Below are 25,018 nucleotides of genomic sequence, written 5' to 3' on the forward strand. Positions count from 1 at the left end.
GACGATCCCGGACCCTCAAAAACGTCCCCCTCCGGGGAGAGGGACCGATCGGTTACTTCTTCTCGTCGTCCTTGACCTCGGTGAACTCGGCATCGACCACGTCGTCGGCGGCCTGGCCGGCGCCGGCATCCGCGGCACCCTCCGGACCCGGCTGCTGGCCGGCCTGCACCGACGCCATCAACGCCTGCGCGGCCTCTTCCAGCGCCTTGCTCTTGGCCTCGATCTGCGACTTCTCGTCGCCCTTCATCGCGGTCTCGAGTTCGGCAATCGCCGCCTCGGCCGTGCCGATCGCGTCGCCCGGCAACTTCTCGCCGTGCTCCTTGATCGTGCTGCGGGTCATGTGGATCAGGCCGTCAGCCTGATTGCGCGCCTGCACCAGGTCATGGAACTTCTGGTCTTCCTCGCGGTTGGCCTCGGCGTCGGCGACCATCTTCTGGATCTCTTCCTCCGACAGGCCCGAGCCGGCCTTGATCTCGACCTTCTGCTCCTTGCCGGTCTTCTTGTCCTTGGCGGTCACATGGACGATGCCGTTGGCGTCGATGTCGAACGACACCTCCACCTGCGGCATGCCGCGCGGCGCCGGCTCGATGCCGGACAGGTCGAAGCGGGCCAGCGACTTGTTGTAGCGGGCCTGCTCGCGCTCGCCCTGCAGCACGTGCACGGTGACCGCGGACTGGTTGTCCTCGGCAGTCGAGAAGGTCTGGCTGGCCTTGGTCGGCACCGTGGTGTTCTTCTCGATGATCTTGGTGAACACGCCGCCCAGGGTCTCGATGCCGAGGCTCAGCGGGGTCACGTCGAGCAGCAGCACGTCCTTGACATCGCCGGCCAGCACGCCGCCCTGGATCGCCGCACCGACCGCGACCGCTTCATCGGGGTTGACGTCCTTGCGCGGCTCCTTGCCGAAGAACTCGGTCACCGCCTGCTGCACCTTCGGCATGCGGGTCTGGCCGCCGACCAGGATCACCTCGGCGATGTCACTGGCGCGCACGCCGGCGTCGTTGAGCGCAGTGCGGCACGGGCCGATGGTGTTCTTGACCAGGTCCTCGACCAGCGACTCGAGCTTGGCCCGGGTCAGCTTGATGTTGAGGTGCTTCGGACCGGACGCGTCGGCGGTGACGTACGGCAGGTTGACCTCGGTCTGCTGCGCGGTCGACAGTTCGATCTTGGCGCGCTCGGCAGCGTCCTTCAGGCGCTGCAGGGCCAGATGGTCCTTGCGCAGGTCGATGCCCTGGTCCTTGTTGAACTCGTCGACCAAGTAATCGATGACACGCTTGTCGAAGTCCTCGCCACCGAGGAAGGTGTCGCCATTGGTGGCGAGCACCTCGACCTGCATCTCGCCGTCGACCGAGGCGATCTCGATGATCGACACGTCGAAGGTGCCGCCACCGAGGTCGTACACGGCCACCTTGCGGTCGCCGCCCTTCTTGTCCATGCCGTAGGCCAGCGCGGCCGCGGTCGGCTCGTTGATGATGCGCTTGACGTCGAGGCCGGCGATCTTGCCGGCGTCCTTGGTCGCCTGGCGCTGGCTGTCGTTGAAGTAGGCCGGCACGGTGATAACCGCCTCGGTGACCGTCTCGCCCAGGTAGGCCTCGGCGGTCTTCTTCATCTTGCTCAGCACTTCGGCGGAGATCTGCTGCGGCGCCATCTTCTTGCCGTCGGCGGTCGCGACCCAGGCATCGCCGTTCTCGTGCGCGACGATGCCGTACGGGACCAGACCGATGTCCTTCTGCACTTCGGCGTCGGTGAACTTGCGGCCGATGAGGCGCTTCACCGCATAGAAGGTGTTCTTCGGGTTGGTGACCGCCTGGCGCTTGGCCGAGGCGCCGACCAGAATCTCGCCGTCCTTGGTGTACGCGACGATGGACGGCGTGGTGCGGTCGCCCTCGGCGTTCTCGATGACCCTGGCCTTGCCGCCTTCCATGACCGCGACGCAGGAATTGGTCGTGCCCAGGTCGATACCGATGATCTTGCCCATGGTGTTGCTCCCTCTCGAATCTTTGGATATTTGGGGCGGTCTGTGCCGCCGATGAACGCTATCTGGGGTCGGTGCCCGGCAGTTCAAGAACTCAGTCGTGCTTGGCCACCACCACCAGCGCCGGCCGCAACAGGCGTTCGTTCAGCAGCCAGCCCTTTTGGTAGACCTGCACGACGTGCCCGGGGGGATGCTCGGCGTTCTCGACGGTGCTCATCGCCTGGTGGTGCTCGGGGTTGAACGGCTCGCCGACCGGATCGACCGCGACCAGGCCGTTGTCACCGGTGACCTTGAGCAACTGCTTCAGTGTCAACTCGATGCCCTCGCGCAAGGCGCTGGTGTCGTTGCCGGCGGCATTGAGGCCCGCTTCGAGGCTGTCGATCACCGGCAACAGGTCGCCCAGCAGGCGCTCGTTGGCGAACTTGCGCGCCATGTCGCGCTCGCGCTCCAGCCGCTTGCGCTGGTTCTGCAGGTCGGCGCGCTCGCGCAGGGTGTCCTCGCGCAGCTGCGCCAGTTCGGCCTGGATGGCCTCGAACTCGGCGGCAAGCGGGGACACCTCGTTCTCGTTGTCGATGGCAGCCTGCTCGGCCGCGTCCTTCATGGGTTCTGTGGTCATGCTCGGCTGGTTCCCTACGCAGTGCTGGCGCACGTTTCAAGCGCACGGGCGTGATGCCCGCGACGGACCAGCAATGGGGACAGCGCCGGGGAATTCAAGCGCCGGAGCGCCTTGCCTAGTCGGCGCGGAAGGCGTCGCCCAGCGCATCGGCGGCGGCCTGGACGATCGGGATAACCCGCTCGTACGCCATCCGGGTCGGGCCGATCACGCCCAGCACGCCCAGCACCTTGCCGCCGGCAGCGCCGCCCGCGAGGTACGGAGCCGTCACCAGCGACACCCCTTCCAGCGGGGCCAGGCCGGTCTCCTCGCCGATGAATATGCGTACCCCCGGCGCCTGCACGGTGCGTTCGAGCAGTTGCAGGATCTCTCGCTTGCGGGCGAACGCCTCGAACAGCTCGCGCAGGCGATCCACGTCGGACAGCTCCTGCAGGCCCATCAGCCGGGTCTGCCCGGCCAGCACCATGTCGTCGTGGCCGGGCACCAGGACCTGCTCGGCCAGTTCGACCGACTGCGCCAGCAGCGACTCCATTTCCGACCGCGCCGAGCGCAGTTCCTGCAGCAGCAATGCGCGGATGTCGGCCAGCGAGCGGCCGGCGAAATGGTGGTTGAGGTAGTTGGCGATGCGCTCCAGTTCGCCAGGCTCGTAAGCGCGCCGGGTCTGGATGATCCGGTTCTGGACCTCGTTGTCGGCGAATACCAGGATCGCCAGCACGCGCTGGGCGTCGATCGCGACGAAATCGACCCGGCGGAACGCGAACTGCTCGCGCTTGGGCACGCTGACCACGCCGACGAAATGGGTCATGGCCGACAGCAGCTCCGAGGCGCTGCCCAGCAGGGCCTGGGTCCCCGACCCGGCCGGCAGCTCGCCGCGCAGTCGCGCCAGTTCGGCGTCCGGCAATGGCCGCACCTGCAGCAGCGAATCCACGAACAGTCGATACCCCTGGGCGGTCGGGATGCGCCCGGCCGAGGCATGCGGCGCGCTGAGCAGGCCCACGTCCTCCAGGTCGGCGAGGATGTTGCGGATCGTCGCCGGACTGACGTCCAGCCCCGAATGGCGGGCCAGCGTCTGCGAACCCACGGGCTCGCCGTTGCGTATGTAACGGGCGATCAGCGTGCGCAACAATTGGCGCGCGCGCGGGTCGAGCGACGCGGAACTGCGGTCGGTGGATTTGCGACTCATCGACTGCGGGTATAAGCCGGCGCGGCCGATGGCGCAAGCCGGCGACCCACGGTCTGTGGCCCCGACTCATCCGGCGAGACGCGGGCATGCCAACCTCCCCTCCCGTCAACCGCCGCCCACCGTTACACTCGCCGCCGCATGCTCGCGCATCTCTCACTCAAGCATTTCGCCGTGGTCAACGAGGCCGAACTCGCCTTCGGCCCGGGCCTGACCGTGATCTCCGGCGAAACCGGCGCCGGCAAGTCGTTGCTGGTCGACGCCCTCGGCCTGTTGTCCGGCCTGCGGGCCGACAGCGGCGTGGTCCGCCACGGAGCCGACCGTGCCGAACTGGTCGGCGAGTTCACCCTCGACGATGTCCCCGCGGCGGCCGGATGGCTGCGCGGCAACGAGCTGGACGAGGACGGCACCGGCGAGGCGGCGACCTGCCTGGTCCGACGGGTGGTCCGCGCCGACGGCGGCTCGCGCGCCTGGATCAACGGCCGCCCGGTCACGGTAGGGCAATTGGCCGAGCTGGCCGCGCTGCTGGTCGAGATCCACGGCCAGCATGAGCACCAGGCGCTGTTGTCGCGACCGAGCCAGCTCGCCCTGCTCGACGCCTTCGGCCGCACCGGTGCCGAACGCGATGCGGTCGCCAGGGCCGCCGCGCGCTGGAGCGCCCTGCTGCAGGAGCGCGATGCGCTGTCAGCCAAGGGCGACGTCTCCGAGCGGATCGACTGGCTGGAGCACCAGCACGCCGAACTGGAGCGCGAAACCCTCGAACCCGAATCGATCGAACAACTGCAGGTCGACCACCGTCGCCAAGCCCACGCCGCCGACCTGATCGGCGCGTGCGAGAGTGCCTTCGCCCGCCTCGGCGGCGACGACGCCCCGTCGCTGACCCGGGTCCTGCAGCAGGTGCGCGTGGAGTTGCAACGCGTGGCCGAACACGAACCGCGGCTCAACGAGGTCGACGGCATGCTCGACGCCGCCGCGATCCAGCTCGACGAAGCCCTGGTGATGCTCGACCGGGTGCGCGGCGACCTCGACATGGATCCGTCCGCATTCGACCGTATCGAACAACGCCTCGGCCGCCTGCACGAGCTCGCGCGCAAGCACCGGGTTACGCCGGAGCAACTGGCCGGCCACCGCGATGCGTTGGCGTCGGAACTGGAGCAACTGCGTGGCGCCGGCGTGCGCCTGCAAAAGCTCGACGCCGAGATCGAGACCGCGCGCGCCGGCTGGCGCCAGGCCGCCGCCGCGCTGGGCTGCAAACGCAGGGACGCGGCCGATGCATTGGCCGCGGCCACCACCGGCCTGATCGCCGAACTCGGCATGGGCGGCGGACGTTTCGACATCGCGATCGAGCCGATCGAGGGCGACAAGCCCGACCCGCTGGGCGGCGAGCGCGTCGAGTTCCTGGTCGCGGCCAACCCCGGCCAGCCCGCCCGCGCCCTGCGCAAGGTCGCCTCGGGCGGCGAACTGTCGCGCATCTCGCTGGCGATCGAGGTTGCCGCGCTCGGTCTGGATGCCGTGCCGACGATGGTGTTCGACGAGGTCGACTCCGGCATCGGCGGCGGCGTGGCCGAGATCGTCGGCCAGAAGCTGCGCGCACTCGGCGCGACCCGGCAGGTGCTGTGCGTGACCCACCTGCCGCAGGTGGCCGCGCAGGGACATGCGCATTACCGCGTCAGCAAGGCCGCCAGCGAAGGCGTGACCCAGAGCCAGGTGCAGCGACTGGACGGCAGGCAGCGACAGGAGGAGCTGGCGCGGATGCTCGGCGGGGTCGAACTGACCCGCGAGGCGCGGGCGGCGGCGAAGCGATTGTTGAGCGACGTGAGCTAGCGCTTCTTGCGCACGTACAGCACCAGCGAGTGCTCGTCGATCACGTAACCGTGCTCGGCGGCGATCTTCGCCTGTAGCGCTTCGATCTCGGCACTCTCGAACTCGATGATCTTGCCGGTTTCGATGTCGACCATATGGTCGTGGTGGTGCCCACGGTCGAGCTCGTAGACCGACTGGCCGGACTCGAAGTTGTGCTTGAGCACCAGCCCGGCGGCCTCGAACTGGGTCAGCACGCGGTAGACCGTGGCCAGGCCGATGTCCTCGCCGTTATCCAGCAGCAACCGGTAGATATCCTCGGCGGTCATGTGCCGTGGCTTGGCTTTCTCCAGCAACTCGAGGATCCGCGTACGCGGGTGGGTCACTTTCAGGCCCGCCTTGCGGAGGTCGTGCGATTCCATTGGAGCTCCTGTTTCGGCTTCGTTCCGGACGCGCTACGCCATGGAACACCGGATGAACACGGCCGCGGCCGGGCCGCGCAGTCATGGCTTCAGTGTATCATCGGCCCGTTCCCCGACTGCCATGAAAACCGATGCCACAGCACCCGATGCGTACGCTCCTGCTTGCCTTGTCGATCGCCGCCGTCAGCGCCGGTTGCGGCATCGTGTATCGCCAGCCGATCTACCAGGGCAACCTGCTGGAGTCGACCGCGGTCGAGCAGTTGCAAGCCGGCATGAGCAAGCAGCAGGTGCTGGGACTGATCGGCACACCATCGATCCAGGACCCGTTCCACCATGATCGCTGGGATTACACCTCGACCCAGCGCACCGACCGGCTCGGAAACACCGAGATCAAGAACCTCACCCTGTGGTTCGAGGACGGCGCGCTCACCACGTGGGAGGGCGAGTACTTCCCAGAGCAGGATGAGCAGCTGGCCAAGTCGGCGCGCAAGCAGTTCGGGCCGAACCTGACCCGGGACAAGGACAAGTAAGAGTCGGGAACCGGCGGTGTAGGAGCGACGCAAGTCGCGACCGCGCCGGCACGGCACCGGCTTGTCACGTGTCTTCAACGCGCCGCCGCGCGCTGTGAGACTCGCCTGCGTCGATGTCGCGACTTACGTCGCTCCTACATCTGGATTCAGGACTTGCGGCTGATCGCCCGTCGCCGTCGCGCTTCCTTCGGATCGGCCAACAAGGGTCGTAGCAACTCGATCCGGTCGCCGTCATGGAGCACGGTCGTCGCATTCGCGACAACACCGAACACCGCACATTCAGGCGACTCATCACCGCCCCACCCCGCGGCCTGCAACGCATCGGCCACGCAGGCGCCCTCGCCCAGTTCGAGCTCGATCCGCTCGAATCGCCGCGGCCATGCCCGGACCAACTCGACCTTCATTCGCCGCCGCGGTCCGCGACCCGGATGAAGTCGTCGACCATCCGGTCGGCCAGCCCTTGGAAACCGATCGCCATCGCCGGCGCCAGCAGCTTTACCTTCGGCTCGAAATTGAGGGTCAAGGTCACCTTGCAGGCCGACTCGTCGAGCGCGTGGAACTCCCAGCGCCCCGACAGGCTTCGGAACGGGCCGTCGACCAGTTTCAGGTCGATGTGGTGCGGCGGCGACGCCGTGTTCTCGGTGGTGAACCAGGTACGCAGCGCGCCCAGGCCGAGGTCGAGCCGGGCCACGACCCGGTTGTCCGATGACTCCAGCACCTTTGCGTCGTCGCACCAGTCGAACCGGCGCGGATAGGCGGGGATGTTATTCACCAGCGCGAACATGCGCGCGGCGGAGTGCTCGACAAGTGCGGTGCGGCGGATGCTTGGCATCGGGAGGCGTCGGGTCCGGTGTGATCGGGAGTTCGCGGCCGTCCCGCTCGCCCGCGCACCCCGCAATCAGGGACAATAGGCACGATGACGACGAAGAAGAACAAGGATAAGGGAAAGGGCGCCAGCGGAACCATCGCGCTCAACAAACGCGCGCGCCACGACTACGCGCTGGAGGAACGCTTCGAGGCTGGCCTGGCATTGCAGGGCTGGGAGTTGAAGTCGATCCGCGCCGGCCGCGCCAACATCGGCGAAAGCTATGCGGTGGTCCGCGATGGCGAGATGTTCCTGTTCGGCGCGCAGATGACCCCGCTGATTTCGGCCTCGACCCACGTCGTCACCGAGGAGCGCCGCACCCGTAAGCTGCTCATGCACCGGCGCGAGATCGACAACCTGATCGGCCGCATCCAGCGCGACGGCTACACCGTGGTGCCGACCTCGCTGTACTGGAAAGGCAACAAGGTCAAGATCGAGCTGGCGCTGGCCAAGGGCAAGCAGTCCCACGACAAGCGCCAGGCCGACAAGGACCGCGACTGGGCCCGCGACAAGCTGCGCGTTATGCGCTCGCACAACAAGAACGCCTGATCCGGTCAGGGCTCGGAATGATTGCCGGGCAAGGTGAAATAGAACGTCGCACCCTCGCCTTCGCGGCCCTCGGCGCGGATCGTGCCGCCATGGCGTTCGACCACGCGCTTGACCGACGCCAGGCCGATGCCGTGGCCGGCGAACTGGTTCTGGTCGTGCAGGCGCTGGAACGGGCGGAACAGCTTGTCGACGTACTCCTGGGCGAAGCCGGCGCCGTTGTCGCGGACGTAGAACTCCCCTGCCTGGTGGGCGATCTCGATCCGCGGCTGCTCGCTGCCGCGGGTGAATTTCCACGCATTGCCGATCAGGTTGCCCAGCAGGTTGCGCAGCAGCGCCGCATCGCCATCGACGAACATCGAAGGCGCGATCTCCACCTCCACGGCGTGGCTGCGGTCACTTGCCCGCAGCTCTTCGACGATCTCGCCGGCCATCCGGCTGAGGTCGACCCGCTCGCGCTTGACCTCGCCGCGGCCCAGGCGTGACATCTTCAACAGTGCGTCGATCAGCTCGCCCATCCGGCTCGCGGCATTGCGTACGCGCTCCAGGTAACCCCGGCCGGCCTCGTCGAAGGTGGTTGAATACCGCTCCGTCAGGATCCTGCTGAAACCGTCGATCGCGCGCAGCGGCGCGCGCAGGTCGTGCGAGACGCTGTAGGCGAACGCTTCCAGTTCCTGATTGGCCTGGCTCAGTTCACGGGTGCGCGATGCGACCCGGGCCTCCAGGGTCCGGTTGAGCGCCAGGACCTTGGCCTCGGCCCGCAAACGCTTGGTGACGTCCTCGACCTGCACCAGGCCGACGATGTCCTGCCCCAGGTTGCCGGGCAACGGCGAATAGGTGAGCTGGGCATGGCGCGGGTCGCCACCTTCGCGATGCAGGCGGCGGGTGGAACGATGCACTCCGGCGTCATCGGTGCTGTCTCCGGCAAACCGGCCCCGGGTCGCGACCTCGTCATCTTCGAACAAGGCGTCGAAACGCTTTCCGACCAGCCCCTGCGGCGTAATGCCGACGATCCGACCCATCGCCGGGTTGGCCTCCACGATCCGGCCCTGGCTGTCCAGCAACGCCTTGCCGATGGCCGAGTACGTCATGGCGATGCGGAAGCGCTGCTCGCTGCGGCGGAAGTCCTCGGTCAGGCGCAAGGCGATGCCGTGGGCGCGCGATTCGGTCTGCGCCAGCATCCACGCGACCGCATACATCAGCAGCGACGCGAACAAGCCCAGCGCCAACGTATTCTGCAGGCCCGCCAGGCGCGGTACCGCCTGCGCCTGCGGCAGGGAGTCGAACTCCATCCGCCAGCGCCGGCCATAGGTGTCGAACTCGATGCTGTGGGTGAACGCCGGCGGCTCCTGCGACGCTTCGTCGAGGTCGGCGGTGTAGAGCAACTGAGACGCGCCGGCAGTGACGTCGTAGATGCGAAACCGCATGTCACGACGATCCCCCAGTTTCGCGGCGATGAACCGGTCGAGCCGGAACGGCACATAGACCCAACCCAGCATTGCCGCATGCCTCCCCTCGACCGTCGCGGGGCGGTCGCCACCTCGATATACCGGCAGGTACAGCAGCAGGCTGGTGCCGGGCCGGCCACTGTCCTGGATCAGATGCACGGGTCCCGACATCGCCGCCTCGCCGGTCTCCAGCGCCGCCTCCATCGCCGCGTGGCGGGTGGGCTCGGAATACATGTCGAAGCCGATCGCGTCGACATTCTCGACCGTGCGCGGCTCCAGGTACAGGATCGGCCCGTAGTAGTCGCGCAGGCCGTGCGGCCGCACCTCCAGTTGGCCCCAGCCGGCCTGGCGCCATTCGATCTGCAGGTCGTCCAGGCGGGATTGACTGACATATCCGGCAAAACCCAAGCCGACCATCTCCGGGAACCGGCGGGCCAGCTCCATGCCGTCGGCATAGCCGTACCACTGTCGCGGCGTCGGCCGGTCGACCGAGGCGAACAGCGACGCCCCGCCCCCGGCCACAAGTTCGTAATTCACCAGTTGCTGCCGCAACAGCTCGGCGATCTCCTGGGTGTTGCTGACGAAACTGACGCTCGCCGCGCGCAGTTCGCGCTCGTACGCCATCTGCCACAGGATGAATACCGAGCCCACCGAACCCAACAGCACCACCAGCGCCCACAGGTGCCCGCGCAACGGACGCAACCGGTCGGCAATGGAAGGCGCGCTGCGTTGACGGGGGGAGTCGTCCATGGCGGAAGCATACAAGTCCGGCTGCATCCGCGGCGTCAGCTGAACAGAGGTCGCCGCATCCGTCCCCGCCCGCTTGAACGGGCCCGCCACGGCCCTATACTGACCGGGTCAGCAATCTTGTAGTCCCCGGGGGTGCACTGGCTTCGACGGGGGTCGCGAAATCGCTTGGCGCATGCCGAGGGGGTAGCTTTCCTCGTAAATCCAGCTGCAAAACTCTAGTTGCCAACGACGACAACTACGCACTGGCCGCTTAAGGCCTAAGCCCCGAAATCGCTTGTGTCCGTGCTCGCGACGTAGGGTCATCATCACGGAATCGCCGGGAGTGGCCGCCTGCCAGCACCCGGTTAACCTTCAGCAGGCTGGCCCCCGGATGCGCTTCGCGCACCGTGCTGTCCGGGAGCGAGATCCAACGGTGAGCTAAGCATGTAGTGCCGGGGATGGAGTGCCTCCGGACGGGGGTTCAATTCCCCCCACCTCCACCAAGTTCTGGAGAAACGGGTCGCGAAAGCGGCCCGTTTTTTTTGCAATCTGAATTCTTCATCGCAGCCGTTGCAGTTGGCTCGTTTCGGCGCCAAGATGTTTCTGCAGGGGGCCGATCAGGGAGGTTTCCAGGATGTCTGGCCAGGTTGAAGTAGTAGATGTACCCAGCTTTGTCGATTTCGACGGCGAGTTGCAGTTCTGGCGTGCGCATCACCGCCACCATGCGTTCTTCCGGCCTGGCTTGGAGTTCGCTGACTACGAACCGGCCCTGAAACTCGGCATCAATGTCTTTCTAGACGGCCATGGGCGCACGTTCGACGAGCTGCGCGAACAATTGGCCGAAGCCTACGAACGCACCCGCGGCAATAGTCCGCTGGACTGGAACGAGGCCGCGGCCGCCGCCGAGGCCGCGTGGCTCCGGATGCAGCACAAACTGGTTGCAGCCTGATGAACATTCCGACCAATAACGACCCGCGGAAACGCGACGAAGACGCCAAGCACGAGACGCCGGCAGAGACGGAGAAGCGCAAGCGGCATGAAAGCGAAGATCTGGACGAAGCCCTGGAGGAAACCTTCCCGGCCAGCGACCCGGTATCGCCGTTCATACCCTCCAAGTCACCGGACTAGGCGGAGACCTCCACCCGGCTAGCCGGCCAGCGGAAGCCTGACATCCAGGCGAGTGCCATCGCCGCTTGTTTCGCCGATGTCCACCGCCCCACCGTGGGCGTGTGCGATCGACTGGGCGAGCAGCAAGCGCATCCCCAGACCTTCGTCGAAGGGCGCAGCCTGCGCCTTCTTGAACAACGACTCGCGCTCACCGTCGGCCCACGTCGCCCCGGGCGCTTCGACGACGATCACCAGCACATTGTCGGTGGACGAGGCGCGCACCGAGACAGTGCCCTCGCCCGCTTTCGTCCGCATGAACTCCACCAGCGTCGACAGCATCTGCACCAGTCGCTGCGCATCACCGTCGACCATGGCGGTGTCGAGGGTCTCGGGCAAGTCCATCCGCAGCATCGGGCCCGCGGCCGCGCAGCCCAGTTCGACCAGCAACGATGCACCGACCGGTCGCCGGTGCTCCACCAGGCGCGACTGGCGTGCGCGGGTCCAGTCGGATACTTCCTGCACCATTGCGCTCAGGCGCGTGGTCTGGCGCTCGATGATTTCGAGCAGTTCGGCCCGGCGCTCGGGCTCGAGGTCGTCCCGGCGAAGCAGGTAGGCGGCTGTCTGCAGCGGCGACAACGGTCCACGCAGGTCGTGGGCGAGGCGTTCGAGCAGCATGAGCGAGGCGTCCTCGCCGCCGGTGTTGGACAGCGGCAACCGTGGTTCAGCCATCGGAATGCACCGGCGTGCCGGACGGGCGCACGGGCTCGCCGCACAACCGCTGGATGGCTTCCAGCGGCGGCGGCTTGACCAGATGTTCGTCGAACCCGGCTTCGCGCGTCCGGCGACGATCCTCGGGTTGGCCCCAGCCGGTCACGGCGACGATCGCCAGGTCGTCGAACCCCGGCAACGCGCGCAGTTTCGGGGCCAGCTCATAGCCGCTCAAGCCCGGCATGCCGACGTCGAGGAACACGACTTGCGGCCGGAACGCCGTCACGTCGGCGATCACCGCGTGCGGGTCGTACAGCCGGCGCACGTCGTGGCCGAGCATCTCGATCATCATCGCCAACGTATCGGCGGCGTCGCGGTTGTCGTCGACCACCAGCACCCGCTTGTGGACGGTGGCCGTCGCGCCGACCGGTGGGGCAGCGGGCACGTTTGTCGATTCATCCACCGGCTGCAGTGGCCAGCTGACGGCAAACGTCGCGCCGCGTCCGAGCCCCTCGCTGGTGACCGAAACCCGGCCGTCGTGCATCTCCGCCAGCCGGCGAACCAGGGTCAGACCGATACCGAGGCCACCATGAGTGCGGTCGATCGCCGTCTCGACCTGGGAGAACATCTCGAAAATGCTGTCGACCTGGTCCGGCGTCAGGCCGATACCGGTATCGCGAACCTGCACCGCCACCCTGCCCTCGACTACCTGGGCAGCCAGTTCGATATGGCCATGCGGTTCGGAGTACTTGGCCGCGTTGTTGAGCAGGTTGGCGAACACCTGCGAAAGCCGGGCCTGGTCGGCCACCAGCCGGATGGGTTCGACCGGCAGTGAAACCACCAGTTCGTGCTCGCCCTGTTCGATTGCCGGCCGCGCGATCTCGACCGCCGAATCGACGATCTCGCGCAATGAGGTCGCGTGCTTGCGCAGGGTCAGCTTGGCCTGGCTGATCCGGGCGATGTCGAGCAAGTCGTCGATCAGGCGCACCAGCAGGGCGAGCTGGCGTTCCATCAGCCCCTGCAGCGGATCGTCGGCATCGGGGTTGGACAGGCGGCGGATGTTCATCGCGTTCTGCAGCGGCGCCAGCGGGTTGCGCAGTTCGTGCGCGAGAGTGGCGAGGAACTCGTCCTTGCGACGGTCCGCCTCGCGCAACGCGTGCTCGGCACGGGTCCGCTCGACGATCTCGTCGTGCAACGCGACGTTCTGCGCGCCCAGCGCGGCGTTGGCCTTGCGCAGCGACTCGTTGAGGACCTCCAGTTCGCGCGCCTGCTCGGCTTGCAAGGCTTCGTTCGCGGCGGCGAGCTTGGCGTTGGTCGACTCCAGCTCCAACCGCTTGCGATGCAACTCGGCCAGTACCACCACCTTGCTGCGCAGGATCTCCGGGATCACCGGCACCATCACGTAATCGACCGCGCCGAGCTTGTAGCCGCGCAACCGGTCCATGTCGGTGACGTTGACCGCGGTGACGAAGATGATCGGCGTGCGTTCGAACCGCGGGTGCTGGTGGATCATGCTGGCGGTCTCGAAACCGTCCATCCCGGGCATGTTGACATCAAGCAGGATCAGCGCGAAGTCGTCCTCCATCAGGCGCTTGAGCGCATCGAGGCCGGAACTGGCCTCCACCAGCTCCTCGCCCAGCGGCTCGAGGATCGCGCGGTAGGTCAACAGCCGACCCGGCTGGTCGTCGACCAACAGGATCTTGACAGGGGCATCCGTGCTGCCGTCGCTGCGGGTGGCCTTCAGCGGTGCAGCCATTGCCGCAGCACCCCCAGCAGTTCGTCGGTGACAACCGGCTTGGCGAGGTAATCGGAGGCGCCGGCCTCCAGGCACTTCTCGCGATCGCCCTTCATCGCCTTGGCGGTCACCGCGATGATCGGCAGGGCGCGCGAATCGGGCCGTTCGCGGATCGCCCGCATGGTGTCGTAGCCATCCATGCCGGGCATCATGATGTCCATCAACACCAGCGCGATGTCGTCGTCCTCAGAGACCTTCTCGACCGCCTCCTGGCCGGTGCCCGCGGTAACCACGTCCATGCCGTGGCGCTCGAGCACGCTGGACATCGCGAAGATATTGCGCACGTCGTCATCGACCACCAGCACGCGCTTGCCGCGCAGGGCGTCGTCGGACTCGTGCAGGCTCTGGACCATGCGCTGCTTGGCCGGCGGCAGGTCGGCGATGACCCGGTGCAGGAACAGCGCGGTCTCATCGAGCAGCCGTTCCGGCGACTCCACGCCCTTGACGACCACGCTCTTGGCGGCCTTCCTGAGGCGGCGATCGTCTTCGGCGGTAAGGTCCTTGCCGGTGAACACCACCACCGGCACGTCACGCAGCTTCGGTTCGGCCTGAAGGCTGTCGAGCAGGTCGAAACCGGTCATGTCGGGCAGGCGAAGGTCGAGCACGATGCAGTCGTAGTTGTCGTCACGCAACGCCTGCAGCGCCTGCTTGCCGGTGCCGGCGGTGTCGATCGCGACATCGTCGTGACGGATCAGCTCCTCGATGCTCATGCGCTGCGCGTCGTCGTCCTCGACGATCAGCAGGCGCTTGGTCCGGGGCGACGTGTAAGCCTTGATCCGCTGCAGCGCGGCACCAATGGTCTCGGTGGTGGCAGGCTTGGCGAGGTAGGAGAACGCACCGCGCTCGATGCCCTGGTGGCGCTCCTCCTCGATGGTGACGATCTGCACCGGGATGTGCCGGGTCTCGGAGTCCTGCTTGAGTCGCGCAAGCACGGTCCAGCCGAGCATGTCGGGCAGGAAGATGTCGAGCGAGATCGCACTGGGGCGGTACTCGTGAACCAGGCGCAGGGCCTCACTGCCGCGGTTGGCGACCAGCACCCGGAAACCCTGCGAGCGGGCCATGTCGCGCAGCACGGTGGCGTAGCGGGCGTCGTCCTCGACCAGCAAAAGCAGCGGCTCGCCCTCTACCAGCACGTCGCGGTCGTCGTCGATGGTCGCAAGCTCCGCATCCGTCGGGTCGGCGTTGATCGACTCGAGCCGCTGCGCCTTGTCGTGGGCCAGTGCGGCGCGCGCCTCGTGGGCGCCGTCGGCGCCGACGTACGACAGCGGCAGGTACAGGGTGAAGGTACTGCCCTCGCCGACCACGCTGTGCAGGCGCAGCTCGCCGCCGAGCAAACCGGCGATCTCGCGGCTGATCGCCAGGCCGAGGCCGGTGCCCCCGTACTGCCGCGAAGTGCCGGCATCGGCCTGCTGGAACGCCTCGAACACGATCTTCTGCTTGTCCGGCGAGATGCCGATGCCGGAATCGGTGACCTCGAACGCGACCACCGTCGGCGCCGCGTCCAGCACCGCATGACCCGGCGTCCAGCCTTCGGTGGCCGGACGGCCGATCAATCGCACGCTGCCTTCGGCGGTGAACTTGAACGCATTCGACAGCAGGTTCTTGAGGATCTGCTGCAGGCGCTTGGGATCGGTGTCGAGCGCGCGACCGAGTTCGGGTGCGAACGCGACCGAGTACTCCAGGTGGCGCCGCTCGGCTTCATGCCGGAACGAGCGCTCCATGTTCTCGCGCAGGTGCTTGAAGCTGATTTCCTCGTTGTCGACGGTGACCGTGCCGGACTCGATCTTGGACAGGTCGAGGATGTCGCTGATCAGGTGCAGCAGGTCGGTGCCGGCGCCGTGGATGGTGCTGGCGAACTCGACCTGGCGCGGGGTCAGGTTGTTCTCGACGTTCTCCGCCAGTTGCTGGCCGAGGATAAGGATCGAGTTCAGCGGCGTGCGCAGCTCGTGCGACATGTTGGCGAGGAACTCGGACTTGTAGCGCGAGGTCAATGCCAGTTCGGCGGCCTTCTCCTCAAGCGCGCGGCGGGCGTGCTCGATCTGCAGGTTCTTGCCTTCGACCTCGTTCTTCTGCTCCGCCAGCAACGCCGCCTTCAGGGCGATGTCCTCATTGGTCTGGCGCAGGGTCTTCTGTTGCGATTGCAGTTCGCCGGCCAGCTGCTGCGACTGCGCCAGCAGGCGCTCGGTGCGCATCGTTGCCTCGATCGTGTTGAGCACGATGCCGATGCTGCGCGACAGCTGCTCCAGGAACGCGCGCTGGGAGACGGTGAACTCCGACAGCGAGGCCAGCTCGATCACCGCCTTGACCTCGTCCTCGAACAGCACCGGCAGCACGATCACGCTGCGCGGCACGAGGTCCAGCAGGCCGGTACGGATCTGCACCGTGCCAGGCTCGACGTCGTCGATCATGATCACCCGCGCCTGGGCCGCGCACTGGCCGATCAGGCCCTCGCCGAGTTCCAGCACGGTCCGGGCTTCGGCCGAGCCGCTGCTCGCATAGCCGGCGAGCTGCCGCAGCAACCGCTTGCCGCCGGTCTCGTCGGCATCGACGACGTACATCAGGCCCTTGTGCGCATTGACCAGCGGGGCGAGTTCCGACAGCAGCATGTTGCCCAGCGTGATCAGGTCGCGCTGGCCCTGCATCATGCCGCTGAAAGTCGCCATGTTGGTCTTCAACCAGTCCTGCTCGCGGCCACTTTCGGTAGTGGCGCGCAGGGTGCCGATCATCGCGTTGATATTGTCCTTGAGGTCGGCCAGCTCGCCGCTGACGTCGACCTGGATCGAGCGGGTCAGGTCGCCTTGGGTCACCGCGGTGGCGACCTCGGCGATCGCGCGCACCTGGGTGGTCAGGTTGGCGGCGAGCTGGTTGACGTTGCCGGTCAGGTTCTCCCAGATGCCGGCGGTGCCCGGAACCTTGGCCTGGCCGCCGAGGCGGCCCTCGACGCCGACCTCGCGCGCCACCGTGGTCACCTGGTCGGCGAAGATCGCCAGGGTGTCGGTCATCGAGTTGATCGTGTCGGCCAGCTCGGCGATCTCGCCCTTGGCTTCCACCGTCAGCTTTCGGGTCAGGTCGCCGGTGGCGACCGCGGTCACCACCCGGGCGATGCCGCGCACCTGGGTGGTGAGGTTGGTCGCCATCGAGTTGACGTTGTCGGTCAGGTCGGCCCAGGTGCCGGCAACGCCGGGCACCGTCGCCTGGCCACCGAGCTTGCCTTCGGTGCCGACCTCGCGCGCCACCCGGGTCACCTCGGCGGCGAAGCTGTTGAGCTGGTCCACCATCGTGTTGAGGGTGTCCTTGAGCTGCAGGATCTCGCCCTGCGCATCGACGCCGATCTTGCGCGACAGGTCGCCCTTGGCCACCGCGGTCGCGACCTCGGCGATGTTGCGCACTTGAGAGGTAAGATTCGACGCCATCGAGTTGACGTTGTCGGTGAGGTCCTTCCAGGTGCCGGCGACACCGGGCACCCGCGCCTGGCCGCCGAGCTTGCCTTCGGTGCCGACCTCGCGGGCCACGCGCGTCACTTCGGCGGCGAAGCTGTTGAGCTGGTCGACCATCGTGTTGATGGTGTCCTTGAGCTCGAGCATCTCACCCTTGACGTCGACCGCGATCTTGCGCGACAGGTCGCCCTTGGCCACCGCGGTGGTGACCTCGGCGATGTTGCGCACCTGGGAGGTCAGGTTGGACGCCATCGCGTTGACGTTGTCGGTGAGGTCGGCCCAGGTACCGTCGACCCCCGGCACCGTGGCCTGACCGCCGAGCTTGCCCTCGGTGCCGACCTCGCGCGCCACGCGCGACACCTCGGCGGCGAAGCTGTTGAGCTGATCCACCATCGTGTTGACGGTGTTCTTCACCGCGAGGATTTCGCCTTGGGCGTCGACGCCGATCTTGCGCGACAGGTCGCCCTTGGCCACCGCGGTGGTGACCTCGGCGATGTTGCGGACCTGGCTGGTCAGGTTGGACGCCATCGCGTTGACCGAGTCGGTCAGGTCGGCCCAGGTGCCGTCGACCCCGGGCACCGTGGCCTGACCGCCGAGCTTGCCTTCGGTACCGACCTCGCGCGCCACGCGCGTGACCTCGGCGGCGAAGCTGTTGAGCTGGTCGACCATCGTGTTGAGGGTGTTCTTGAGCTCGAGCATCTCGCCGCGCACGTCGACCGTGATCTTGCGCGAGAGGTCGCCCTTGGCCACCGCGGTGGTGACCTCGGCGATGTTGCGGACCTGGCTGGTCAGGTTGGACGCCATCGAGTTGACCGAGTCGGTCAGGTCGGCCCAGGTGCCGTCGACCCCGGGCACCGTGGCCTGACCGCCGAGCTTGCCTTCGGTACCGACCTCGCGCGCCACGCGCGTGACCTCGGCGGCGAAGCTGTTGAGCTGGTCGACCATCGTGTTGAGGGTGTTCTTGAGCTCGAGCATCTCGCCGCGCACGTCGACCGTGATCTTGCGCGAGAGGTCGCCCTTGGCCACCGCGGTGGTGACCTCGGCGATGTTGCGGACCTGGCTGGTCAGGTTGGACGCCATCGAGTTCACGTGGTCGGTCAGGTCCTTCCAGGTGCCGGCGACGTCGGGCACCTGGGCCTGGCCGCCGAGCTTGCCCTCGGTGCCGACCTCGCGCGCCACGCGCGTGACTTCCGCGGCGAAACCGTTGAGCTGGTCGACCATCGTGTTGACGGTGTTCTTCACCGCCAGGATCTCGCCCTGCGCATCGACGCCGATCTTGCGCGACAGATCGCCCTTCGCCACCGCGGTGGTGACCTCGGCGATGTTGCGGACCTGGGTGGTGAGGTTGGACGCCAGCGCGTTGACCGAGTCGGTCTGGTCCTTCCAGGTGCCGGCGACGTCGGGCACCTCGGCCTGGCCGCCGAGCTTGCCCTCGGTGCCGACCTCGCGCGCCACCCGGGTCACCTCCGAGGCGAAGCTGCGCAGCTGGTCGACCATCGTGTTGATGGCGTCCTTGAGCTGGGCCATCTCGCCGCGCACGTCGGCGGTGATCTTGCGCGACAGGTCGCCGTCGGCCACCGCGATCGTGACCTCGGAGATGTTGCGGACCTGGGTGGTGAGGTTGGACGCCAGCTCGTTGACCGAGTCGGTCAGGTCCTTCCACACGCCGGACACGCCCTTGACCTTGGCCTGGCCACCGAGCCGGCCGGCGGTGCCGACCTCCAGCGCCACACGGGTGACCTCGGCGCTGAACTCGCTCATCTGGTCGATCATGCGGTTGACGATCTTCGCCGAGCGCAGGAACTCGCCCTTCAGCTCGCGGCCATCGACCTCCAGCGGCAGGGTGCGGCTCAGGTCGCCCTTGGCGACCGCGGCCATGGCCTCGGTCATGGTCTCGACCGGGCGCACCAGATCCTCGATCAGGCCATTGACCGATTGCTGCATGCCGAACCACGCGCCGCCATGGTTGGCCACCGCCAGGCGCTTGCCGGTCTGGCCGTCCTGGCCGACCGCCTTGCCAACCCGGGCCAGCTCATCGGCCATGTGCCGGTTGCTGGCGACGATCGCGTTGACGCAATCGGCAAGCTTGCCGTGAACGCCTTCCCAATGGACCGGAAGCTGGACGCTGAAGTCGCCATCGCGCACCGCGCACAGGGCTTCGAGCAGTCGCTGGGTAGCGTCGTTATCGGATGCCGCAACCACTTCGGCACGCACCGCGCGCCTGGAATCTGTACCCACGCTATCTGCTCCCCCCGAGCCCGACAAAGCGGAATCATTTGTGAAATTTTTTGAAAACTACCTTATCCAGCGTGACGATGCGTTCACGAACACTAACGCGGGTTTCCGCAATGTCGCCGCTGACAAGGTTTTGACGCGCCTGCACCGATGCTGCGGTGATGGAATGGATGACCCAGCTGGAAGCGCTCGCCGCCACCGCAATCGCCATGGTGCTCGGCGGCGCCGTCGGGTTCGAGCGCGAACTCAAGGACCGCCCCGCGGGATTCCGCACCCACATGCTGGTCGCCGGCGCCGCCGCGTTGCTGGTCGGGGTGGGCCGGTTGACCCTGGAAGACCCCGCCGTGATCGAGGCGATGCCGTCGTTCCTGCGAATCGACCCGTTGCGCCTGGTGGAGGCGGTCATCGCCGGGGTCGCCTTCATTGGCGCCGGCACCATCTTCGGACGCCGCGGGCACGTGAAGGGCATCACCACCGCGTCGTCGCTGCTGATGGTGGCCGTGGTCGGGATCGCCGCCGGATTCCACTACTACGTGCTCGCCGTGGCGGCGACCGTCCTCACGCTGGCGGTACTCGCCCTTCTCGGCTTGCTGGATCGCAAGCCTGGACGGCATCGCGATGGCGCCAGGTCTTCGTCGCCGGACGATGATTGAAATGAAAACGGGCCCCTGACGGGACCCGTTCTCGATACTGCAATGGCGTCGCCCGATCAGGAACGGATCGGCACCAGGGTGATCTCGACACGGCGGTTCTGCGCTCGCCCGGCATCGGTATCGTTGCTGGCGACCGGGCGGCTCTCGCCGGCGCCGGTGATGATGAAGCGGTCGCGCATCAGTCCCCGCGACAGCAGGTAGTCGCCCACTGCGTCGGCACGCCGCACCGACAATTGCTGGTTGTAGGCGTCGGTGCCCTTGCTGTCGGTGTGGCCGGCCACCTCGACGATGGTCTGGTTGTACTCGCGCAGAGTCGCGGCGACGTCGTCGAGCACCGGGTAGAACTGCGGCTGCAAGGCCGAGCTGTCGAACCCGAAGGTGATGTTGTCCGGCATGTTCAGGGTGATGTTGTCGCCCTGGCGCACCACGTCGACGCCGGTGCCGGCCATTCGCTCGCGCAAGGCACGCTCCTGGCGATCCTGGTAGTTGCCGATGGCGCCGCCGGCGAGGCCGCCGACGCCGGCGCCCACCAGCGCGCGCTGGCGGCGTTCGGTGGCGTCGTCGCCGCTGAGCAGGCCGGCAACGGCACCCACGGCGGCACCGATCAGCGCGCCCTTTTTGGTGCGGTCGTACTCGCTCTGCGGCTGGCCATACGGATCCTGCGAACCGTACGGGTCTTGCCCATAACCACCTCCAGTGGTCATGCAGCCGGCCATCATGGCGGTCATCGCGGCTGTGGCGAGCGCGAGTTTGGTCTGGTTTTTCATGTCTGTCCCTTTCGTGGCTGTGGGCCTGAATAGCAGGCCCAAGCTAATCACGTCGGCGTATGAAACAGGTGATGGAGCCAAACCCCCATTCAGCTTTCGGCAGGCTCAGCGTTCGACGAATCGCACCCGGCGGGTGATCGAACAGGTCAACTCGTAGCCGATGGTACCGGCAGCGCTCGCGATCACCTCGACCGGCAACTCCGGGCCCCACAGCAAAACCGGGTCGCCGACCCTGGCGCCGGCGATGTTGCGCAGATCGATCGTCATCAGGTCCATCGAGACCCGGCCGATGACCTGGGTCCGCTGGCCGTTGACCAGGATCGGCGTGCCGGCCGGAGCGGCGCGCGGATAGCCGTCGCCATAACCGATCGCCGCGACCCCGACCGGCATGTCGTCCGGGGTTTCCCAGGTGGCGCCGTAGCCGATGCGCTCGCCCTTGCGGATGTGGTTGACCGCAAGCAGGCGGGTCGCGAACGTCATCGCCGGACGCAGGCCGAAGTCGGCACCGGTTTTTCCTTCCACCACCGACATTCCATACAGCGCCCCGCCGGCGCGAACCCAGTCGGCGTGGGCATCGGGCCAGCCGAGGATCGCGGCCGAATTGGCCAGCGAGCGCTCGCACGGCAGGCCGGCGGTCACCTCGTTGAAGATGCGGATCTGCTCGCGGGTCTGGCGGCCATCGCCGGCACTGCCGAGGAACTCGTCGGAACTGGCGAAATGGTTGAGCAGCCGGACCTCGCCGACCACGCCGGGCATTGCGGTCAATCGCGCATGCGCGTCGCGCACCGCCTCGGGCGCGAAGCCGAGGCGGTGCATGCCGGTGTCGACCTTGAGCCAGCAGCGCAGCGGCTCGCCGGCACCGGCCTGTTCGAGCATCTGCAACTGGCTGGGATGATGGACGACCGAGTCGACATGCAGCTTGCGCAGGCGCGGGATGTCGGACGCCTCGTTGAACCCCGACAGCAACAGGATCGGTTGCGAAATGCCGGCCGCGCGCAGGCGCTCGGCATCCGACAGCGCGGCGACGCCGAATGCATCGGCGCCACCGAGCGCGCGTGCGACCCGCTCCAGGCCGTGGCCGTAGCCATCGGCCTTGACCACGGCCATGACCCGGCTGCCTGGCGCGCGGGCGCGGACCTGGCCGAGGTTGTGGCGCAGGGCGTCGGTGTGGATGGTCGCGGTGGTGGGCCGGGACATGGTTACTCGAAGCTGCCGACCGCGTCGTGCGCGAGGTTGTCGAAGCGGGTGTATTCGCCGAAGAACTTCAGCTTCACCGAGCCGGTCGGGCCGTTACGCTGCTTGCCGATGATGATCTCGGCCAGGCCCTTGTCCGGCGAGTTTTCCTTGTTGTAGTAGTCGTCGCGGTAGATGAAGACGATCACGTCGGCGTCCTGCTCGATCGCGCCGGACTCGCGCAGGTCGGCCATCACCGGGCGCTTGTCGGCACGCGTTTCCAGCGAGCGGTTGAGCTGCGAGAGCGCGATCACCGGGACGTTGAGTTCCTTGGCCAGGTGCTTGAGCGAGCGCGAGATCTCGGAGATCTCGGTGGCGCGGTTCTCCTGGTTGCCGGGCACGGCCATCAGCTGCAGGTAGTCGACCACGATCAGGCCCAGGTCGTGCTCGCGCTTGAGCCGTCGCGCCTTGGCCCGCAGCGCATCGGGCGAAAGCCCGGGGGTGTCGTCGATGAAGATCTTGGCTTCCTTGAGCATTCGGATCGCGCTGGTCACCCGGCTCCAGTCCTCGTCCTCGAGCTGGCCGCTGCGCAAGCGCTGGGCGTTGACCCGGCCGTTGGACGAGATCAGGCGCAGGGCGAGCTGGCTGGCCGACATTTCCATCGAGAAGACGGCCACGGCCTTCTTGCTCTTGATCGCGGCGTACTCGGCCATGTTGAGCGCGAGCGTGGTCTTGCCCATCGCCGGGCGCGCGGCGAGGATCAGCAGGTCGGTTGGCTGCAGGCCGGCGGTCATCTCGTCGAAATCGGTGTAACCGGTTGGCAGGCCGGTGACGCTGCCGCCAGCGGCGTAGCGCGTCTGCAACACGTCGAAGGCTTCCGACAGCGCGGTGTTGATCGCGGTGAAGTCGGTGCGGCCCTTGGCCCCGGCCTCGGCGATCGCGAACACCTGTTGCTCGGCCGAGGACAGGATCTCGCTGCTGTCGCGGCCGTCGGGCTGGAAGCCGTCGTTGACGATCCCGGTGCCGACCTCGATCAACTGCCGCAACACCGCCTTGTCGCGCACGATCTCGGCGTAGGCCTTGATGTTGGCCGCCGACGGCGTGGTGCTGGCCAGCTCGATCAGGTAGGCGCCGCCGGCGACCTGCTCGGCCTGCCCCATCGACTCGAACCATTCGCCGAGGGTGACGGCGTCGAAGGGTTTGTTCTTCTCGGCCAGCTCGCGGATCGCGCGGAAGATCAGCTGGTGGTCGCGGCGGTAGAAGTCGCGTTCGGTGAGGCTGTCGGCGACGGTGTCGTAGGCGTCGGGCGCCAGCATCAGGCCGCCGAGCACGGCCTGCTCGGCCTCGATCGATTGGGGGGGGATGCGCAACTGGTCGACGCGCTGCTCGGCCCGGGTCTCGAATCGCCTGTCGCTTCCAAACTCTCCGCGAAAACCCGCGCGTGCGCTCATCGGTAGGTTCACTCCCCTGCACGGCCGGGTCCATGGCCATCAAAACGGATCAAGGACACATCGTAGGGACTCCGGGTGTGGATACGCGACGGAGCAACCTGTGGATAACACACGTTTGTAGCGGTTCTGCGTCTCACCCGTTCGGATCGGAACGTTCACGGCGCCACAAATGAAACGGGCGCCTCGACGGCGCCCGCGGATACAACATTGAAGCCGTGGATCAGACCACTTCGCCCTCGACGATCACCTTGACGGTGCTCTCGATGTCGGCGTGCAGATGGATGACGACGTCGTACTCGCCGGTGCGGCGGATCGCGCCCTCGCCCATGATCACCTCGGACTTCTCGACCGGATGGCCGGCCTTGGTCAGCTCCTCGGCGATATCGCGGGTGGTGATCGAGCCGTACAGCTTGCCTTCGGTGGCGGCGTTGGCGCGGATCGTGATCGACACGTCGGCCAGCTTGGCCTGGCGGGCCTCGGCTTCGTCCAGGGTGGCCTTGGCCTTGGCTTCGTACTCGGCGCGGCGCGCCTCGAACTCGGCCAGGTTGGTGGCGGTGGCCGGCGTGGCCTTGCCCTGCGGGACCAGGAAGTTGCGACCGTAACCCGGCTTGACGTCCACCTTGTCGCCGAGCTTGCCGAGGTTCTGCACGTTCTGCAGGAGGATCAGTTGCATGGTGTTGCTCCGTATTCGTTAGCGGGGCTCGCGCCCCGCAGCGATGGCTGTCCGAATGGCTGGAAGGCTTACGCGTTGTGGTTGTCGGTGTACGGGATCAGCGCGAGGAAACGCGCGCGCTTGACGGCCGTGGCCAGCTGGCGCTGGTACTTGGCCTTGGTCCCGGTCACGCGGCTCGGCACGATCTTGCCGGTCTCGGTGAGGTTCTGGCGCAGGGTGTTGAGATCCTTGTAATCAATCTCCTTGACGCCCTCGGCGGTGAACTTGCAGAACTTGCGGCGGCGAAAAAACTTGGACATGGGTGTGCTCCTGGAGTGCGCGGTCAGGCGGCTTCGGTGTCGTCGGACTTGGCTTCGGCGTCGTCGGCCTTGCCTTCGCTGCGGTCGTCGTCGCGACGCGGACGGTCGCCACGATCACCGCGATCGCCACGGTCGGGCTTGTCGCCCTTCTCGTCCTTGAACTTCATGATCAGCGACTGCTCGGTGTCGGCCTCGTCGCGACGCATGACCAGGTGACGCAGCACGGCGTCGTTGAAACGGAACCCGTCGACCAGCTCGTTGAGCACGGCCTGGCTGCACTCGATGTTGAGCAGCACGTAGTGGGCCTTGACCAGGTTCTCGATCGGGTACGCCAGCTGGCGGCGGCCCCAGTCCTCGAGACGGTGGATCTTGCCCTCGCCCGCCTCGATCAAGCCCTTGTAGCGCTCGATCATGGCCGGGACCTGCTCGCTCTGGTCCGGGTGGACCAGGAACACGACTTCGTAGTGACGCATGGTGTTGTCCTTGTGGATATCGGCCGGACGGCCGGGTCAGCCCCCCGCCACCGGGTCGGGTGACCCCGTCGGCGCGGTAGAGCAAGGTTCCACCAGCCTGGCTGGAGGAAGCCGGTAATTATCGCAGGAATTCGGCCCCGGA

Annotated in this window: 22 protein-coding genes and 1 other RNA gene; 7 read left to right on the plus strand and 16 right to left on the minus strand. The window is 67.1% G+C overall.

Translation table 11 applies throughout. From position 1 onward, the window contains the following. Positions 1–52 precede the first annotated feature (52 nt). The 3 genes from dnaK to hrcA form a co-directional block, all read right to left on the minus strand. A complete protein-coding gene (gene dnaK / locus SNE34_RS11940; protein ID WP_332617515.1) occupies positions 53–1,975 on the minus strand; it encodes a molecular chaperone DnaK in 1,923 nt (640 codons plus the stop codon). Positions 1,976–2,066: 91 nt separating this feature from the next. Beyond that, the gene (gene grpE, locus SNE34_RS11945) at positions 2,067–2,573 is read right to left on the minus strand and encodes a nucleotide exchange factor GrpE (RefSeq protein WP_425604536.1); all 507 of its coding nucleotides are present in this window, start codon (positions 2,571–2,573) and stop codon (positions 2,067–2,069) included. A 130-nt stretch (positions 2,574–2,703) separates the two neighbouring features. Next, on the minus strand, positions 2,704–3,768 hold the full coding sequence (gene hrcA, locus SNE34_RS11950; RefSeq protein WP_332617519.1) for a heat-inducible transcriptional repressor HrcA: 1,065 nt from the start codon (positions 3,766–3,768) through the stop codon (positions 2,704–2,706). Positions 3,769–3,906: 138 nt separating this feature from the next. Here hrcA and recN point away from each other — a divergent pair, with 138 nt between their 5' ends. Continuing rightward, positions 3,907–5,589 carry a DNA repair protein RecN gene (gene recN / locus SNE34_RS11955; RefSeq protein ID WP_332617521.1) on the plus strand — a complete coding sequence of 561 codons (1,683 nt, stop codon included), beginning with the start codon at positions 3,907–3,909 and terminating at the stop codon, positions 5,587–5,589. Here the strand turns inward: recN and fur are convergent. Further along, positions 5,586–5,987 carry a ferric iron uptake transcriptional regulator gene (gene fur, locus SNE34_RS11960; protein ID WP_332617523.1) on the minus strand — a complete coding sequence of 134 codons (402 nt, stop codon included), beginning with the start codon at positions 5,985–5,987 and terminating at the stop codon, positions 5,586–5,588. The two genes, recN and fur, sit on opposite strands and share 4 nt — an antisense overlap. Positions 5,988–6,133: 146 nt before the next feature. On the opposite strand from fur, the gene SNE34_RS11965 reads away from it, so the two are divergent. Then, positions 6,134–6,517: an outer membrane protein assembly factor BamE gene (locus SNE34_RS11965; protein WP_332617525.1), complete on the plus strand. Its 384-nt coding sequence runs from the start codon at positions 6,134–6,136 to the stop codon at positions 6,515–6,517. A 146-nt stretch (positions 6,518–6,663) separates the two neighbouring features. Here SNE34_RS11965 and SNE34_RS11970 read toward each other — a convergent pair whose 3' ends face one another. Further along, positions 6,664–6,921 carry an RnfH family protein gene (locus SNE34_RS11970; protein WP_332617527.1) on the minus strand — a complete coding sequence of 86 codons (258 nt, stop codon included), beginning with the start codon at positions 6,919–6,921 and terminating at the stop codon, positions 6,664–6,666. Next, positions 6,918–7,349 carry a type II toxin-antitoxin system RatA family toxin gene (locus SNE34_RS11975; RefSeq protein WP_332617529.1) on the minus strand — a complete coding sequence of 144 codons (432 nt, stop codon included), beginning with the start codon at positions 7,347–7,349 and terminating at the stop codon, positions 6,918–6,920. Before SNE34_RS11975 ends, SNE34_RS11970 begins: the two co-directional genes overlap by 4 nt. An 84-nt stretch (positions 7,350–7,433) precedes the next feature. Here SNE34_RS11975 and smpB point away from each other — a divergent pair, with 84 nt between their 5' ends. Next, on the plus strand, positions 7,434–7,931 hold the full coding sequence (gene smpB / locus SNE34_RS11980; RefSeq protein ID WP_332617531.1) for an SsrA-binding protein SmpB: 498 nt from the start codon (positions 7,434–7,436) through the stop codon (positions 7,929–7,931). 5 nt (positions 7,932–7,936) lie between these two features. Here the strand turns inward: smpB and SNE34_RS11985 are convergent, their stop codons facing one another. Then, positions 7,937–10,126, minus strand: coding sequence for a CHASE domain-containing protein (locus SNE34_RS11985; protein ID WP_332617532.1), 2,190 nt, complete (start codon positions 10,124–10,126; stop codon positions 7,937–7,939). 128 nt (positions 10,127–10,254) lie between these two features. Here SNE34_RS11985 and ssrA point away from each other — a divergent pair. The 3 genes from ssrA to SNE34_RS12000 all read left to right on the plus strand — a co-directional run bounded on the left by ssrA (position 10,255) and on the right by SNE34_RS12000 (position 11,233). Beyond that, positions 10,255–10,608, plus strand: a transfer-messenger RNA (tmRNA) gene (gene ssrA, locus SNE34_RS11990). Between the two features lie 131 nt (positions 10,609–10,739). Next, positions 10,740–11,054, plus strand: a complete 315-nt coding sequence (locus SNE34_RS11995) for a hypothetical protein (RefSeq protein ID WP_332617534.1) — start codon at positions 10,740–10,742, stop codon at positions 11,052–11,054. After that, positions 11,054–11,233 carry a hypothetical protein gene (locus SNE34_RS12000; RefSeq protein WP_332617536.1) on the plus strand — a complete coding sequence of 60 codons (180 nt, stop codon included), beginning with the start codon at positions 11,054–11,056 and terminating at the stop codon, positions 11,231–11,233. The genes SNE34_RS11995 and SNE34_RS12000 overlap by 1 nt, the downstream gene beginning before the upstream one ends. Before the next feature lie 18 nt (positions 11,234–11,251). On the opposite strand, the gene SNE34_RS12005 is transcribed toward SNE34_RS12000, so the two are convergent. Genes SNE34_RS12005 through SNE34_RS12015 form a run of 3 tightly spaced genes read right to left on the minus strand, consistent with a single transcriptional unit; the run spans position 11,252 to position 19,390 of the window. Beyond that, complete coding sequence (locus SNE34_RS12005; RefSeq protein ID WP_332617538.1) at positions 11,252–11,941, minus strand: sensor histidine kinase; 690 nt, start codon at positions 11,939–11,941, stop codon at positions 11,252–11,254. Beyond that, positions 11,934–13,676: a response regulator gene (locus SNE34_RS12010; protein WP_332617539.1), complete on the minus strand. Its 1,743-nt coding sequence runs from the start codon at positions 13,674–13,676 to the stop codon at positions 11,934–11,936. Before SNE34_RS12010 ends, SNE34_RS12005 begins: the two co-directional genes overlap by 8 nt. Beyond that, positions 13,661–19,390, minus strand: a complete 5,730-nt coding sequence (locus SNE34_RS12015; protein WP_332617541.1) for a HAMP domain-containing protein — start codon at positions 19,388–19,390, stop codon at positions 13,661–13,663. The genes SNE34_RS12010 and SNE34_RS12015 overlap by 16 nt, the downstream gene beginning before the upstream one ends. 158 nt (positions 19,391–19,548) lie before the next feature. Here SNE34_RS12015 and SNE34_RS12020 point away from each other — a divergent pair, with 158 nt between their 5' ends. Continuing rightward, entirely contained in the window at positions 19,549–20,040 is a 492-nt protein-coding gene (locus tag SNE34_RS12020; RefSeq protein ID WP_332617543.1) for an MgtC/SapB family protein, read from the plus strand. 56 nt (positions 20,041–20,096) lie between these two features. Here the strand turns inward: SNE34_RS12020 and SNE34_RS12025 are convergent, their stop codons facing one another. From SNE34_RS12025 to rpsF, 6 genes are all read right to left on the minus strand, one after another. After that, complete coding sequence (locus SNE34_RS12025; protein WP_425604527.1) at positions 20,097–20,807, minus strand: YiaD family glycine zipper/OmpA-like lipoprotein; 711 nt, start codon at positions 20,805–20,807, stop codon at positions 20,097–20,099. A 105-nt stretch (positions 20,808–20,912) separates the two neighbouring features. After that, on the minus strand, positions 20,913–22,004 hold the full coding sequence (alr, locus tag SNE34_RS12030) for an alanine racemase (protein ID WP_332617545.1): 1,092 nt from the start codon (positions 22,002–22,004) through the stop codon (positions 20,913–20,915). A gap of 2 nt (positions 22,005–22,006) precedes the next feature. After that, positions 22,007–23,431: a replicative DNA helicase gene (locus SNE34_RS12035; RefSeq protein ID WP_332617547.1), complete on the minus strand. Its 1,425-nt coding sequence runs from the start codon at positions 23,429–23,431 to the stop codon at positions 22,007–22,009. A 220-nt stretch (positions 23,432–23,651) separates the two neighbouring features. Continuing rightward, complete coding sequence (gene rplI, locus SNE34_RS12040; protein WP_332617549.1) at positions 23,652–24,104, minus strand: 50S ribosomal protein L9; 453 nt, start codon at positions 24,102–24,104, stop codon at positions 23,652–23,654. Between the two features lie 68 nt (positions 24,105–24,172). Continuing rightward, on the minus strand, positions 24,173–24,403 hold the full coding sequence (gene rpsR, locus SNE34_RS12045; protein WP_332617551.1) for a 30S ribosomal protein S18: 231 nt from the start codon (positions 24,401–24,403) through the stop codon (positions 24,173–24,175). 23 nt (positions 24,404–24,426) lie between these two features. Continuing rightward, positions 24,427–24,876, minus strand: a complete 450-nt coding sequence (gene rpsF / locus SNE34_RS12050) for a 30S ribosomal protein S6 (protein ID WP_332617553.1) — start codon at positions 24,874–24,876, stop codon at positions 24,427–24,429. Positions 24,877–25,018: the final 142 nt, after the last annotated feature.

This window comes from Novilysobacter erysipheiresistens (genome assembly GCF_036663935.1).
GTDB lineage: Bacteria > Pseudomonadota > Gammaproteobacteria > Xanthomonadales > Xanthomonadaceae > Novilysobacter > Novilysobacter erysipheiresistens.